Origin of the sequence: Klebsiella sp. TF21-TM, assembly GCF_019753495.1 — a bacterium.
In the GTDB taxonomy this organism is placed as follows: Bacteria; Pseudomonadota; Gammaproteobacteria; order Enterobacterales; family Enterobacteriaceae; genus Klebsiella; species Klebsiella quasipneumoniae.
The window spans coordinates 46371-61038 of sequence record NZ_JAIJYL010000012.1; the positions used below are offsets into that span (position 1 = coordinate 46371).

Here is a 14668-nt window from a genome sequence, read left to right on the forward strand (position 1 = left end):
ATGCTGAACACGACCCTGCGCAACGGCCTGATGCTTCTCGGCTGGCTGTGCCTTATCTTCAGCGTGCGTGCTGAGGAGGTCCCCTTCCTCGCCCCGCAGCAACGACCCCAGCTGGAGGCCAATAACCCCTGGCCGGCGGATCGCTTTCTGGTGCTGGCCTATCATGACGTCGAAGACGACGCCGCCGACCAGCGTTACCTTTCGGTGCGTACCAGCGCGCTTAATGAGCAGATCGCCTGGCTGCTGCATCACGGCTACCATGCCGTGAGCGTTCAGGACATTCTGGACGCGCATCATGGCCTTAAGCCGCTGCCGCCTAAGGCTTTTCTTCTCAGCTTCGACGATGGCTATAGCAGTTTTTATACTCGCGTCTGGCCGCTGCTTAAAGCCTGGAACGTTCCGGCGCTGTGGGCGCCGGTGGGCAGCTGGGTGGACACCCCCGCCAACCAGCCCGTTAATTTTGGCGGCCTGATGACGCCGCGCGATCGCTTCGCCACCTGGGAGATGGTGCGCGAGCTTAGTCGCTCGCCGCTGGTGGAGATCGGCGCGCACACCTGGGCCTCGCACTACGGCCTGCCGGCCAATCCGCAGGGCAGCCGCGAGCCCGCCGCCGCTAACCGCGGCTGGGATAAAACCACCGGCCGCTATGAAAGCGACGCGCAGTTTACCCGGCGAATGGCCGATGACGTGCAGAAAGTGACGGCGAAAATCCACGACGTCGCCGGGAAAGCGCCGCGCGCCTGGGTGTGGCCCTACGGCGCCGCCAGCGGCAGCACCCTGGCCATCGCCAAACAGCAGGGGTATCAGCTGGCGTTTACGCTGAACGACGGCCTGGGCAACGTGAAGGATCTGGATAATATTCCGCGCATGCTGATCGCCGGTAACCCGTCGATTAAGGCCTTTGCCAACGCAGTGGCGCAGATTCAGGAAGCCGATCCTGTTCGGGTGATGCATGTGGATCTGGACTATGTCTATGACCCCAATCCCGTCCAGCAGGCAAAGAATATCGATAAGCTGGTGCAGCGCGTCTATGACATGAAAATCAGCCACGTCTTTCTGCAGGCCTTCTCCGACCCGCAGGGTGACGGCACGGTCAAGTCGCTCTATTTCCCCAACCGCTGGCTGCCGATGCGCGCCGACCTGTTTAACTTCGTCTCCTGGCAGCTGCAGACCCGCGGCGGGGTGAAGGTTTATGCCTGGATGCCGGTGCTGGCCTTCGATCTCTCGTCCGCTCTGCCGCGCGTTCAGCGCTGGGATCCGCAAACCGGGAAGGCGTTACTTGCCCGTCAGCCCTATGTCCGCCTGTCACCCTGGGATCCCCGGGTTCGCCAGCAGATCACCGACATCTATGAGGATCTGGCCCGACACTCCAGCTTCAGCGGGATTCTGTTCCACGACGACGCCGTGCTGACCGATTTTGAAGACGTGAGCCCGGAGGCGGTCGCCGCCTGGCGGCAGAGTGGCCTGGCGCACGATGCCGGCCCGGTGCCCCAAAGTCCGCAAGAGCGCCAGGCATGGATGCGTTTCAAAAGCCAAACCCTGACCCGCTTCACTCTGCAGCTGCGCCAGTCGGTACAGGCCATCCGCGGCCCGCAGGTAAAAACGGCGCGTAATCTCTTCGCCCTGACGATCCTTGAGCCGCAGAGCGAAGCCTGGTTTGCGCAAAATCTGGATGACTTCCTTGCCGCCTATGACTGGACGGTCCCCATGGCGATGCCGCTGATGGAGTCCGTGCCGATTGACGCCAGCCAGGCCTGGCTGACGCGGCTGGTGCAGGCCGTCGCCCGCCGCCCGGGCGCGCTGAAGAAAACCATCTTTGAGCTACAGGCCAGAGACTGGAACCGACGCCAACACAACGCCATTCCCGACCAACAGCTGGCGGACTGGATGCATTTGCTGCGGCTAAACGGCGTCAAAAATTACGGCTACTACCCAGACGATTTCATTAACAATCAGCCAGATATCTCCCGTATCAGACCGCAATTTTCTTCCTGGTGGTACCCTGACCATGACTGATCGCATTATCGCATTGTGCATTTTATGCCTCGTTTTCGGGCTGCCGTTAGGCGTCGCAGCGGCGTTTACCGGCGAGCTTATCCTCGACTTTGTCTTTTTCTGGCCGCTGTTTATGTCGGTGCTATGGATCACCGGGGGTCTGTACTTCTGGTTCCAGCTGGAGCGCCACTGGCCGTGGGGAGAGGATACCCCGCCGCCGTCGCTACCGGGCAATCCGCTGATCTCGATCCTGATCCCCTGCTTTAACGAGGAGAAAAACGCCCGGGAGACCATCAGCGCGGCGCTGGCCCAGCGTTACGCCAACCTCGAAGTGATCGCGATTAACGACGGCTCTTCGGACAACACCGCCCAAGTGCTGCAGCAATTGGCGCAGGAGGAGCCAAGGCTGCGGGTGATCCACCTGGCCGCCAACCAGGGAAAAGCGGTGGCGCTCAAAGCGGGCGCCGCCGCCGCGCGCGGCGATCTGCTGGTCTGCATCGATGGCGACGCCCTGCTGGACCGGGATACCGCGGCCTGGCTGGTCGCCCCGCTGATCCACTACCCGCACGTCGGGGCGGTCACCGGCAATCCGCGGATCCGCACCCGATCCACGCTGATCGGCCGCATTCAGGTAGGGGAGTTCTCGTCGATCATTGGCCTTATCAAGCGGACGCAGCGGATCTATGGCCGGGTCTTTACTGCCTCCGGCGTGATCGCCGCCTTCCGGCGTCAGGCTCTGGCGGACGTCGGCTACTGGAGCCCGGATATGATCACTGAAGATATTGATATCAGCTGGAAGCTTCAGCTCCGCCACTGGGACATCTTTTTCGAGCCGCGGGCGCTGTGCTGGATCCTGATGCCTGAGACCCTCAAAGGGTTATGGAAGCAGCGTCTGCGCTGGGCCCAGGGCGGGGCCGAAGTCTTTCTGGTCAACCTGCGCCGCCTGTTTCACTGGCAGCATCATCGGATGTGGCCGCTGTTTCTGGAGTATGCCTGCTCCACGCTGTGGGCCTTTGCCTACGCAGTCACCATCCTGCTGTTTATCCTCAGCCGCCTGATGCCATTGCCGGACAACCTGACAGTGCACAGCCTGTTTCCGCCTGAGTTCACCGGCATGCTGCTCGGCCTGATGTGCCTGCTGCAGTTCGTCGCCAGCCTGTATATCGAACGGCGCTATGAGAAAAAGGTCGCCAAATCCCTGTTCTGGGTGATCTGGTTCCCGATGGTTTACTGGATGATCGGCCTGCTGACCACGCTGGTCGCTTTTCCGAAAGTGATGTTGAAACGTCAACGTTCCCGCGCGCGCTGGGTGAGCCCGGACCGGGGAAAAGGAAGCCTGCGATGAATGAAAATACGCTCATCTTAACCGAACACCGCGTGCTGCCCCGGCTGGTGGACGCCGGCTTAACGCTGCTGGCCTGGCTCGGTTTTCTGTTCTTTCTCTACGCCAATTTGCTGATGCAGTTCATCGCGCCGCCCTCCCCGCGCTGGTCATCGTTGATGGACTCCCTGAATACGGCGCTGGTGTATTTATTGATTGCCGCGCTGAACGGCTGGTTGCTGATCCTCTGGTACCACTATAACCGACGCCGCGCCCATACCCGGCGTCACACCGCGGTGCTTACCCTGCGAGATGAGGAGCTGGCCAGCAGCTTTAACGTCGCCCCACAGATCATCTCCGAAATGAGTCGCTATAATTTGCTGACCGTTTACCACGATCACATTGGCCAGATTATTGATTTAAAAAGCCACGCGCTGCCGCCGCCCGAGGAGAGGGATCAGGAATGATAGCAGGGCCGCCCCCGGCGGCCCTGACTGGGTAACGACGCCGCCGATCAGCCGCCGGCCTTTTTAATGGCGGCTTCGAGCGAGGCTTTATCCGCCAGCCCCGGGAAGACGGTGATGCTGGCTTCCGTGGCGCCAGTAGTCGGCATCACGATCACGCCCGGCGTGCCGCTGAGACCAATCTCCTGGGCCAGGTCGTTAATGCTCTGCAGCACCGGTTCGACGTCGGTGGCCTTCTTCGCATCAAAGCCGGCTTTCTTCGCCTGCTGCTGGATATCCGCCGTCGTCAGCTTGCCTTCGTTATGTCCGGTGGCGTAGATCCCGTTATGGTAGGCCAGATAGGCATCCGCCCCTTTCTGCTGATAGATCTGCAGGCCGGTTTTCGCTGCTTCCAGCGAGCTTTCCCAGCGGCCGCCGAAGATAGGCCACTCTTTAAAAGCGAAGCGGGTCTGCGGATGCGCTTTAATTACCTGCTCCATCACCGGCGCCAGCCGGCTGCAGTAGACGCACTGGTAGTCAAAGAACTCAATCACCGTGACTTTGCCGTTGGCCGGGCCGTAGGTCGGGGTATTTTTATCCTGGGTCAGCAAGGCGGCATTCTTCAGCACCGCCTGGGTGGCCGCGCTGGCCTGCTGCTCAGCCTGAATTTGCTGCAGTTTCTGGCTTGCCTGCAGGAGAACTTCCGGGTGGGCGACCAGGTAATCGGCGGCGATTTTGCCGATTTGCGCCTCCTGTTCCGCGGTGAAAGTCGCCGGCGCGTCAGCGGCAGAAGCCATCGCCGGCAGTAAGACAGCGCTCAGCAGGGCGACAGAGAGGTATTTCTTGTGGCCAGACATAGTGGGGATCCTTGCGATAAGTGAACAGCAGGTGAGTCTGTATGACAAAATATCACCCTTTTTCGCCGAAGCCTTGCCCGACGACGCGTTGATTCGTAACTTTATTTTTCAGGCTCAGGTTTCCCGCGCGACGGCGCGGACCGGCGCCAGTGGTCAACGCTCCCCGGGCGGAGCCCCCGGCGCAACGGCTTTTCGTGGTATTTATTTCAGGTGGTTTCTCTCGATATGTATGCGTTTCTTCAACAATGGGACATGGCGGTGATTATGCTGCAGATTGTCGCCATCGACTTACTGCTGGGCGGCGACAACGCCGTGGTGATCGCCATGGCCTGTCGCAAACTGCCGCCACAAAAACGCACCAAAGCGATCGTCATCGGCACCGTAGGCGCCATCCTGGCGCGCATCCTGCTGCTGGCGATCGCCCTGTATCTCCTGTCGCTGCCGTGGCTGAAAATAGTCGGCGCGCTGCTCCTGCTGTGGATTGGCATCAGGCTGGTCAGTAATGAGGAGGACGAGAGCGAGGTTGCCAGCTCCGGCAGCCTGTGGCGCACCGCAGTCACCATCACCGTCGCCGATGTGATCATGTCGCTGGATAACGTGCTGGCGGTGGCCGCCGCAGGCAAAGGGCACATTGCGCTGGTCGCCCTCGGCGTGGCGATCAGCATTCCGGTTATCGTCGCCGGCAGCAAGCTGGTGCTGGCCCTGCTCACTCGCTTTCCCGCGGTGGTGCTGCTGGGCGGGATGCTCATCGGTTGGATTGCCGGGTCAATGCTGGTCAGCGACCCTACCCTTCGCCAGCTGTTTCCCACCGCCGGCGACGGCATTGCGCGCCTGGCCGGCGCCATCGGCGCGCTGCTGGTGCTGTTCGCAGGCTGGCGCCGTCGTCCGCGGCCGCAGGTGAAAGACTAGCCGCGCCCGCGACGCCGTTGACCCCGACGGCGTCAAGTTTCCGCCACTTTTCTTCCCCTTCAGGGCGCATTTGCCCTACGCTTTATACAGACGCCTGATCCAGGGAATATGTAACCACCGCACTGAGCATAGATGAGATAACAGCATGGAATTGAAGGATTATTATGCCATTCTCGGGGTGCAACCAACCGACGATCTGAAAACCATCAAGACCGCCTACCGCCGCCTGGCGCGCAAGTACCACCCCGACGTCAGTAAAGAAAACGATGCCGAAGCCAAATTTAAGGATCTCGCCGAAGCCTGGGAAGTCCTGAAAGATGAGCAACGGCGCGCGGAATACGATCAGCTCTGGCAGCATCGCAACGATCCCGGGTTCGGTCGCCAGCAGCAGACCCACGAGCAGAGCTACAGCCAGCAGGATTTCGACGACATCTTTTCCTCCATGTTTGGCCAGCAGGCGCATCAGCGTCGCCGTCAGCACGCGTCGCGCGGCCACGACCTGGAGATCGAGGTCGCGGTGTTCCTTGAAGAGACGCTGGCTGAGCAGACCCGCACCATCAGCTATAACCTGCCGGTGTATAACGTGTTCGGCATGATCGAAAGCGAGACGCCGAAAACGCTGAATGTGAAGATCCCCGCCGGGGTGGCCGATGGACAGCGCATCCGCCTGAAAGGCCAGGGGACGCCGGGCGAAAACGGCGGGCCGAACGGCGATCTGTGGCTGGTGATCCACATCGCCCCGCACCCGCTGTTCGACATCGTGGGACATAACCTGGAGATCGTCCTGCCGCTGGCGCCGTGGGAGGCCGCGCTGGGCGCCAAAGTCACGGTGCCCACCCTGAAAGAGAGCATTCTGCTGACGGTGCCGCCGGGTAGCCAGGCAGGGCAGCGCCTGCGTATCAAGGGCAAAGGGCTGGTGAGCAAAACCCACACCGGCGATTTGTTCGCCGTTATTAAAATTGTGATGCCGCCAAAACCAGATGAAAAAGCGCGTGAGCTCTGGCAACAGCTGGCCACCGCCGAAGCCAGCTTCGATCCGCGTAAAACATGGGGGAAAGCCTGATGGCTACAGTAACAGTGACGTTTACCATTACCGAATTGTGCCTGCGTACCGGGGTGTCGGAAGAGGAGCTGACGGAGATTGTCGGCTTAGGCATGATTGAACCGCACCAGCCGCAGGCGGACGCCTGGCTGTTCGACGACAGCGCGGTGACGATCGTCCATCGCGCGGTGCGCCTGCGTAACGAGCTGGAGCTGGACTGGCCGGGGATTGCGGTGGCGCTGACGCTGCTGGATGAGAACGCGCGGCTGACCCGCGAAAATCGCCTGCTGCAGCAGCGCCTGGCCCGCTTTCTCGCCCACGGATAGGGGCGACATCCCGGGTGGCGGCGTTCCGCCTTCGTGCCGGATGGCGGCTACGCCTGACCCGGCCTACAAACTAAGCACAGCGCAAGCCGGGGAATTTCCCGGGTCGCGGCGTTCCGCCTTACCCGGGCTACCGGACCAGGCTCACTCATTGCATTGGTTCTGTAGGCCCGCGCAAGCGCAGCGCCGCCGGGCATGGCCACAGCCAGGGAGCCGCCTGTATGCCGGGTGGCGGCTACGCCTGACCCGGCCTACAAACTAAGCACAGCGCAAGCCGGGGAATTTCCCAGGTCGCGGCGTTCCGCCTTACCCGGGCTACCGGACAGTGTAAACAGTAGCCCGGCTAAGCGCAGCGCAAGCCGGGGAGTTTCCCGGATAGCGTAAACCGCGAATAGCGCTTAGTCCGGCAGCGAACCGGCGAGGTTGCGCGCCGAAACGCTCTCGCTGACCGGCGCGGGCGGCTCCGGCGCCTTAGCCGGGGCGGCCGCTGGCGCGGCTGTCGGGGCGGAAGAGGCCGGCTGGATCTCAAGGAACGAGGCCAGCATCTTGCGCAGCGTTTCCGGTTTAGTGTCTTCCGCCAGCAGCGCCGCCAGCATCGACGGTAAGCGGCTATCGACTTCCCCTAACGCCAGCCCCGCCAGCAGCGCCGTGCGCGACATATCGCCACGGTCGCCGCGATGGTGGGCCTCAATTTTTGCGTCCGCAAAGCGCTCGCTGGCGCTGATATCCGGGCGCAGGTAAATCAGCACTTTTCTGCGTTCCAGAGTCATAGACGCTCCTTAGCCAATAATTTTCAGACCACGCACCAGGGCGAACTGCGGCTCTTCAGCCACCACGAAACGGTCCTCACGCAGGCCCATACGTTCACGAATGGCATCGGCAACCAGCGGCGCGCCGCCGCCAATCACGATGGCATGCGAGTAGCCTTTAAAGCTATCGATAGCCGTCAGGACGCGGGTGGTCAGACGTTCGATGCTGTTAGTGATCACCTTTTTCACCTCAGAAACCGCATCCGGATCGTTGATGTTATCGGTCAGGTACGCTTCGTCATGGCGATTGATAATGATCTGGTCGACGTTATAGCTTGAGGTATCGGTGTTAGCCCGCGCCAGCGCCAGCTTAACGGCGTCGGTCACCAGCGATACGCCCAGCTTCGGGTCGCCGTAAATGCGCGAAACCGAGGTCATCTGCCCGGCGACCATCGAGATATCGAGCGTGGTGCCGCCGAGGTCGATAATCAACACCGAATGGGAGGGCTTGAGTTCATCGCACAGGCTAATGCCCGCCGGAATCGATTCCGGGCGCACGGTGACTTTGGTGATGTTAAACACCACGCCTTTATTCAGCTTAACTTCGCGCAGCAGGCTCTTTTTCTTACGCTCAATGTTATCGAGGCGATATTGCGCATCCTCGTCATAAAATTCAGTCAGCGGCAGCGTCACAACTATTTCGACGTCCTGTGGCTCAAGACCGCTGGTCAGCAGCGCGTGATGGACAGCGATGGAGTTCAACGGGCTGTACTGCCAGTCAATATTATTGGTCGGGAGCGCATCGGGAGTGATCAGGTCGAATGAGTACTTTTCATCATCCACGGTGTAGTTAAAGGGCTTCCCGGAACCGAAGGTGGCAGACCAGCCGCGTTTAAAACTATTGGGGCTGATATGGGTGAAAGTTTCGCCATCTTGCTCCCACAGCATTTTGATATTGGTTGAACCATCATCGATAAAAATGCGCATCGCATTGCTCCATCACTGAGACAAATAAGAGAAAAATGTAACACCCAAAAAGAGTAGCAAGAGTTAAAAAGCAGCGCAAGAGCACGAAAAAGAGACAATTCTGAGTTTTAATTGAGAACAATTAGAGCAAATAACAACTTCACGAACCTAGATAGAGAATATTTTGAGACAAATTAGAGAAATGCCTTTTCTCTTTTCGTCCGCTTTCAACGCTCATTTTTGTCCAAAAAAGAGAGCATCCCTCCCCTCTTTCGTCAGCTGTTTTCGAACGCTTTTTACACCTGGTTGGGTACCACAATGGGCCGTTCCGGCTCAGCCACATTTTCCGGTACCCGGCGATATTTATCCAGCAGGTGAATCTGAATGCGACGCAGCATATCGCCGTTGAGCTTGTAATAGCGGAAATAGAGAAACAGCGTCAGGGCAAAAAAGAGCGTCGGCAGCGCAATCATAATCGCCTGCATCCCCAGCAGCGTCTGGGACGACTGGGCCACATTCGGCACATAACCGATGATACCGAGCACGATGGCGATAAACCAGGCCGCGAACGCCGAGCCCGCTTTCACCACCAGCGTCTGCACCGAATAGGCGATACTTTCGCAGCGGATGTTCATCGTATATTCGCCGTAGTCGACGGTATCGGCCACCATAATAACCTGCAGCACCCAGAACAGCGCGGTGCCGATATTCAACAGCACGCCGGCCAGCGAAATCAGCGCGACGTTGTAGACCCCGCTCAGCGCCATCAGCAACAGCACGCCGCAGCCCAGCACCGGCATGATCGAAGCGCCCGCCCACAGAATGCGCCGCGACAGCCCTTTCACCAGCCGCGGAAACAGCACCAACGTCAGCAGATTCGCCGCGCCGGCGTAGGACATGTAATACGGGAACATCTCCGCGCTGCCAATCACGTAGGTAAAGTAGTAAATCGCAAAGCCAGCAATAATATTCGCCGCCGTGTTATAGGCCAGCGCCATGCCCAACAGGCAGGCCAGCTGATCGTTTTTATAGATCAGCGCCACCATCTGGCGCAGTGAAAGATGGCTGGCATCCTCGCTCACGCCGCTATCCGAGGAGTAAACCTCGTGGACGTTACGCAGCGTGACGAGGGTGGAAACCACGAAGAAGGCGATCAACACCAGGGTGAACATCTGGAAACCGAAACCGCGGTCGGCGCCGCCCACGGCGCTGACAAACGGCAGCGTGACGCCGGCAGTGACGAATCCCGCCAGGCTGGCGAAAAAGCGTGGATACGGCACCAGCTGTTCACGTTCGCGTTTATCGAGGGTAATGGTCGGCACCAGCGACCAGAACGGCACATCCATGATGGTGTAGGTGAACCCCCACAGCAGGTAGGTCAGCCACACCCATGCCAGCAGCGCCCCGCCGGAGAAGTGATGGGCGCTGAACAGCATATACAGCACCACCGAGTTGGTTATCGTGCCAATCAGGATCCACGGTTTGAATTTCCCCCATCGCGATCGCGTACAGTTGACGATCCAACCCATGATCGGATCGGCTATCGCATCGAGGATCCGCGCCACCAGAAACAAGGTGCCGACCACCCCAACCGACAGTCCAACAATATCGGTGTAGTAATACATCAGGTACATGTAGACGATACCGATAGCGAAATCTTTACCAAAGGCACCAAATCCGTAGCTGAGCTTTGTTGTCATTGAAATACTCATAGGGTACAGGTCGCTGTCGCCAGCGCCTCCTTCAGTGTTTGATAGAGCATGCAGGACGCCGCCGGGTCGTTGCCCCCGGCGGCATGAGAAGATTAACGATGCAGCCAGGACGGCAGCCAGTCGCCGTGGCTGGCGATCAGATCGTCCACCAGCGCGTAGATCTCTTCGATCCCCAGCACCGCGGCGGTGTGCGGATCCATCATCGTGGCGTAATAGACGTAATCGCGATTTTCGGTGAGGATCGCCTCCGTGAGCAGCGTCTGCACGTTGATGTTGGTCTGCATCAGCGCCGCCAGATGCGCCGGCAGCGCGCCCACTTTGGTCGGCTGAATGCCGTTGGCGTCCACCAGGCAAGCCACTTCCACGCAGCAGCCCTGCGGCAGGTTGTCGATAAGGCCGTCATTGCGCACGTTGCCATACACCACGCTTGGCTCGCCGGTCCAGATGGCGTTCATGATGGTGCTGGCATACTCACGGGATGGCTTCACCTCGATGCGCTCGCCGCGCTGATAGCTCTCCAGCTCCTGATGCCAGTTGGCCAGTTGCTCGACGCAGCGTTTCGGGTATTCATCCAGCGGCACTTTATAGCGGGCGATAAGGTCCTCGCGGCCCGGCTTGATAAACCATGGCGTGTATTCGGCAAAATGCTCCGATGACTCGGTCACAAAGTAGCCGAGCTTTTTGAACATCTCATAGCGGACGATGTTTTCGCAGCGCGGGTTACCGTGCAGGTTAGGCTTCGGCGCGCGCCCATCGGCGTAGGCCTGCAGCAGGTCGGGATAGAGGCTGACATAGCTGCCGTCGGCGAGCTTTTTCTCCAGCGAGAGATAGAACGCCATATGGTTAATCCCGGCGCAGCGGTAGCGTAAATCCGCCGGGTTGAGGTCAAGATCGCGCGCCAGTTCTTCCGCCGTTCCCTGCACCGAGTGGCACAGGCCAACCTGTTTAATATGCGGGTAGCGGGCGTACATGGCCCAGGTGTTCATCGCCATTGGGTTGACGTAGTTAAGCAGGGTGGCGTCCGGGCAGACCTCGGTCATGTCGTCGCAGATAGCCCACAGGTGAGGTATGGTGCGCAGGGCGCGCATAATACCCCCCGGACCCAGCGTATCGGCGATGGTCTGCTCCAGGCCATGGCGTTTACAGACCTCAAAATCGGTGACGGTACAGGGCTCATAGCCGCCAATCTGGAAGGCGACCACAACGAAATCAGCGCCCTGCAGGGCGGTTTTGCGATCGCGATGGCAGCTGATTTCGCCCTTCGCGCCGACGGAATCCATCAGCTTGCGCACCACGGTATGCGACTCTTCCAGCCGGGTGTCATCGATATCCATCAGCGCGACATGCGCCGATTTCAGCGCCGGGCGCTGGAAAACATCACCGAGAATATTTTTAACGAACACCGTCGAACCGGCGCCGATAAAGGTAATTTTTGGGGCGGTCATTACGCTCTCTCCATCTGGTCATTGAACCCTTGCAGAGTGGCACGCCGTTCAGCGTTGCGCTGCCCTGTTCCCACCGGAGCATTCCCGAAAGCTCAGATCGGCCATTAAGCGCCACAAAATCTGAGTTTTCGGGAACAGATTGCGCAAAAAGGAGAGAAAATGGGCCGATTCTTCCGCTAAGCTGTCGTCAGTTCTGGCGAAAAATGCAGCCACTCTGACAATTCAGGAATACGCTAACGATGGAATACCGCTTCACCTCCCTGCCCCCCGATCCCTTTATGTGCAGCAGCGATGAAAAGCAGAGCCGCAGCCCGCTGGCGCTCTACTCTGAGTATCAGCGTATGGATATCGAGCTGCGCCGGCCGCACGCCATGCCTACCAGCCACTGGCATGGCCAGGTGGAGGTCAACGTGCCGTTCGATGGCGACGTGGAATATGTGATTAATAACGAAGTAGTGCGCATAGAGAAAGGCTATATCACCCTGTTCTGGGCCTGTACGCCGCATCAGTTGACCCGCCCGGGGGATTGCCAGCAGATGGCGATCTTTAACCTGCCGATGCATCTGTTTCTCTCATGGCCGCTGGACCGGGAGCTGATCAACCACGTCACTCACGGGATGGTGATTAAATCCCTCGCCGCCCAGCAGCTGAGCGCCTTCGAGGTGCGCCGCTGGCAGCAGGAGCTGAACCACGACAATGAACAGATTCGCCAGCTGGCGATCGATGAAATCGCCCTGATGCTGAAGCGGCTGAGCCTCGCCGGCTGGCAGCCGATTCTGGTCAACAAAACCTCGCGCACCCATAAGAACAGCGTCTCGCGCCATGCGCAGTTTTATGTCAGCCAGATGCTGGAGTTTATCGCCGCCCACTACGACCAGGCGCTGACCGTCAATGCCGTCGCCGAGCACGTTAAGCTCAACCCGAACTATGCGATGGGGGTATTCCAGCGAGTGATGCAGCAAACCATGAAGCAGTACATTACCGCCATGCGCATCAATCACGTGCGGGCGCTGCTGAGCGATACCGACAAGACCATCCTGGATATCGCCCTCACCGCCGGTTTCCGCTCCAGCAGCCGCTTCTACAGCACCTTTACCCGCTACGTGGGGATGCCGCCGCAGCAGTACCGTAAACTTAGCCAACAGCGTCGTCACGGTCTGGCCTTGCCGGAGGCATAAAAAATGCCGCCGGGGTTTCCCCAGGCGGCATGATTAGCAGTGAAAACAGTTAGTCGTTGATACGCGGATGCTGCTGCACCAGACGCGACCGTTTTGCCTGCAGATCGGCGATCTCCTGATCGATATCTTCGATTTTTTGCTCGATATTATCGTAGTGCTCGCCAAGGATTTCTTTCGCTTCCTGAATATCCGACGCCGCCGGGGTCGCCCCTTTCAGCGGACGGTTAGCCGTCTCTTTCATCGACAGGCCCGTCGCCATACCCACCACCGCGATTACCATCAGGTAGTATGCTGGCATCATCAGGTTCTGAGTGGTCTCCACCAGCCACGCCGCCAGGGTTGGCGTCAGACCGGCAATCAGCACCGAGATGTTAAAGGCGCTGGCCAGGGCGCTGAAGCGGATGTGCGTCGGGAACATCGCCGGCAGCGAGGAGGCCATCACCCCGATAAAGCAGTTCAGCACCACCGCCAGCAGCAGCAGACCGGCGAAGATCAGGCTCGTCACGTTGCTGTTGATCATAATGAAGGCCGGGATCGACAGGGCAAACAGCGCCACGCTACCAATCAGGATAAACGGGCGACGGCCGAAACGGTCGCTAAGCATACCGATAACCGGCTGTACAAACAGCATCCCGACCATGATAGCGATGATGATCAGCACCCCATGGTCTTCCGAGTAGTGCAGGTTATGCGACAGGTAGCTCGGCATGTAGGTCAGCAGCATGTAGTAGGTCACGTTGGTGGAAATCACCAGACCGATACAGGTCAGCAGGCTGCGCCAGTGCTTCGTGGCAATCTCTTTAAAAGAGACCTTCGGCCCGTCCTGCAGACCTTCACGATCGCCCTGCTCCATGGTGTCCACATGCTGCTGGAACGCCGGGGTCTCTTCCAGCGCATGGCGCAGATAGAGGCCGATGATGCCTAGCGGCAGCGCCAGGAAGAACGGGATACGCCAACCCCACTCAAGGAAGTTCTGTTCCCCCACCACGCTGGAGATCAGGACCACCACGCCGGCCCCCATCACAAACCCGGCGATGGAGCCAAAGTCCAGCCAGCTGCCCATAAACCCGCGTTTACGGTCAGGGGAGTATTCCGCGACGAAGATCGACGCCCCGGTATATTCACCACCGACCGAGAAGCCTTGCGCCATTTTACACAGCAGCAGCAGGATCGGCGCCCAGATACCTATCGTGGCATACGAAGGAATAAGGCCGATACAGAAAGTACTTATCGACATGATCACGATAGTTATCGCGAGAATTTTCTGCCGACCGTATTTATCGCCCAGCATCCCGAAGAACAGGCCGCCCAGCGGACGAATTAAAAATGGAACGGAGAAGGTACCGAGTGCGGCAATCATCTGCACGCTTGGGTTGGCATCGGGGAAGAAGACTTTACCTAAGGCGTAGGCCACAAAGCCGTAGACGCCGAAATCGAACCACTCCATCGCGTTGCCCAGAGAGGCCGCGGTGATCGCCTTTTTCAGTTTACCATCGTCGATGATGGTCACATCCTTAAGGGTGATGGGCTTTATTTTTTTCCTTTTAAGCATATTTTTCCTCTGCTACTCCGCCTTGAATGCACGTCTCTTCGCCGAATGGCAAAGCCATTCGCAACGTGCGTCAGGAGCGGTGAATTGCTGTGCTCCTCATTTCAAGCGTAGCAGGTTTGCCTGCACTGTCTGCTGACAGAATGTACAACCGAACCTGTTGACGCCTGCTGTGGCTA

Annotated in this window: 13 protein-coding genes; 7 read left to right on the forward strand and 6 right to left on the reverse strand. The window is 59.1% G+C overall.

The genetic code is table 11. The features are described 5' to 3' along the window. Genes pgaB through pgaD form a run of 3 tightly spaced genes read left to right on the forward strand, consistent with a single transcriptional unit; the run spans position 1 to position 3783 of the window. The gene (gene pgaB, locus K5R89_RS13410; protein WP_217259585.1) at positions 1 to 2016 is read left to right on the forward strand and encodes a poly-beta-1,6-N-acetyl-D-glucosamine N-deacetylase PgaB; all 2016 of its coding nucleotides are present in this window, start codon (positions 1 to 3) and stop codon (positions 2014 to 2016) included. Further along, entirely contained in the window at positions 2009 to 3340 is a 1332-nt protein-coding gene (gene pgaC, locus K5R89_RS13415) for a poly-beta-1,6-N-acetyl-D-glucosamine synthase (protein ID WP_217259584.1), read from the forward strand. Before pgaB ends, pgaC begins: the two co-directional genes overlap by 8 nt. Beyond that, entirely contained in the window at positions 3337 to 3783 is a 447-nt protein-coding gene (gene pgaD, locus K5R89_RS13420) for a poly-beta-1,6-N-acetyl-D-glucosamine biosynthesis protein PgaD (RefSeq protein WP_023291681.1), read from the forward strand. The genes pgaC and pgaD overlap by 4 nt, the downstream gene beginning before the upstream one ends. Before the next feature lie 47 nt (positions 3784 to 3830). On the opposite strand, the gene K5R89_RS13425 is transcribed toward pgaD, so the two are convergent. Beyond that, positions 3831 to 4616, reverse strand: a complete 786-nt coding sequence (locus K5R89_RS13425) for a DsbA family protein (RefSeq protein WP_023291680.1) — start codon at positions 4614 to 4616, stop codon at positions 3831 to 3833. A gap of 225 nt (positions 4617 to 4841) precedes the next feature. On the opposite strand from K5R89_RS13425, the gene K5R89_RS13430 reads away from it, so the two are divergent. From K5R89_RS13430 to cbpM, 3 genes are all read left to right on the forward strand, one after another. After that, positions 4842 to 5525 (forward strand): TerC family protein, encoded by a 684-nt coding sequence (locus K5R89_RS13430; protein ID WP_064155498.1) that lies wholly within the window; start codon positions 4842 to 4844, stop codon positions 5523 to 5525. A gap of 145 nt (positions 5526 to 5670) precedes the next feature. Beyond that, positions 5671 to 6588 (forward strand): curved DNA-binding protein, encoded by a 918-nt coding sequence (gene cbpA / locus K5R89_RS13435; protein WP_023291678.1) that lies wholly within the window; start codon positions 5671 to 5673, stop codon positions 6586 to 6588. Next, positions 6588 to 6893 (forward strand): chaperone modulator CbpM, encoded by a 306-nt coding sequence (gene cbpM / locus K5R89_RS13440; RefSeq protein WP_020481009.1) that lies wholly within the window; start codon positions 6588 to 6590, stop codon positions 6891 to 6893. The genes cbpA and cbpM overlap by 1 nt, the downstream gene beginning before the upstream one ends. Before the next feature lie 395 nt (positions 6894 to 7288). On the opposite strand, the gene K5R89_RS13445 is transcribed toward cbpM, so the two are convergent. The 4 genes from K5R89_RS13445 to K5R89_RS13460 all read right to left on the reverse strand — a co-directional run bounded on the left by K5R89_RS13445 (position 7289) and on the right by K5R89_RS13460 (position 11762). Continuing rightward, positions 7289 to 7660 (reverse strand): plasmid partitioning/stability family protein, encoded by a 372-nt coding sequence (locus K5R89_RS13445; RefSeq protein ID WP_017900087.1) that lies wholly within the window; start codon positions 7658 to 7660, stop codon positions 7289 to 7291. A gap of 9 nt (positions 7661 to 7669) precedes the next feature. Further along, positions 7670 to 8626 carry a plasmid segregation protein ParM domain-containing protein gene (parM, locus tag K5R89_RS13450; RefSeq protein WP_032454592.1) on the reverse strand — a complete coding sequence of 319 codons (957 nt, stop codon included), beginning with the start codon at positions 8624 to 8626 and terminating at the stop codon, positions 7670 to 7672. 275 nt (positions 8627 to 8901) lie between these two features. Then, the gene (gene melB, locus K5R89_RS13455; protein WP_044525156.1) at positions 8902 to 10317 is read right to left on the reverse strand and encodes a melibiose:sodium transporter MelB; all 1416 of its coding nucleotides are present in this window, start codon (positions 10315 to 10317) and stop codon (positions 8902 to 8904) included. Positions 10318 to 10409: 92 nt separating this feature from the next. Next, positions 10410 to 11762, reverse strand: a complete 1353-nt coding sequence (locus tag K5R89_RS13460; protein WP_023291675.1) for an alpha-glucosidase/alpha-galactosidase — start codon at positions 11760 to 11762, stop codon at positions 10410 to 10412. A gap of 239 nt (positions 11763 to 12001) precedes the next feature. Between K5R89_RS13460 and melR the strand changes: the two genes are divergently transcribed. Beyond that, entirely contained in the window at positions 12002 to 12940 is a 939-nt protein-coding gene (gene melR, locus K5R89_RS13465; protein ID WP_217259474.1) for a transcriptional regulator MelR, read from the forward strand. A 49-nt stretch (positions 12941 to 12989) separates the two neighbouring features. Here melR and proP read toward each other — a convergent pair whose 3' ends face one another. Further along, a complete protein-coding gene (gene proP / locus K5R89_RS13470) occupies positions 12990 to 14492 on the reverse strand; it encodes a glycine betaine/L-proline transporter ProP (RefSeq protein ID WP_023291673.1) in 1503 nt (500 codons plus the stop codon). Positions 14493 to 14668: the final 176 nt, after the last annotated feature.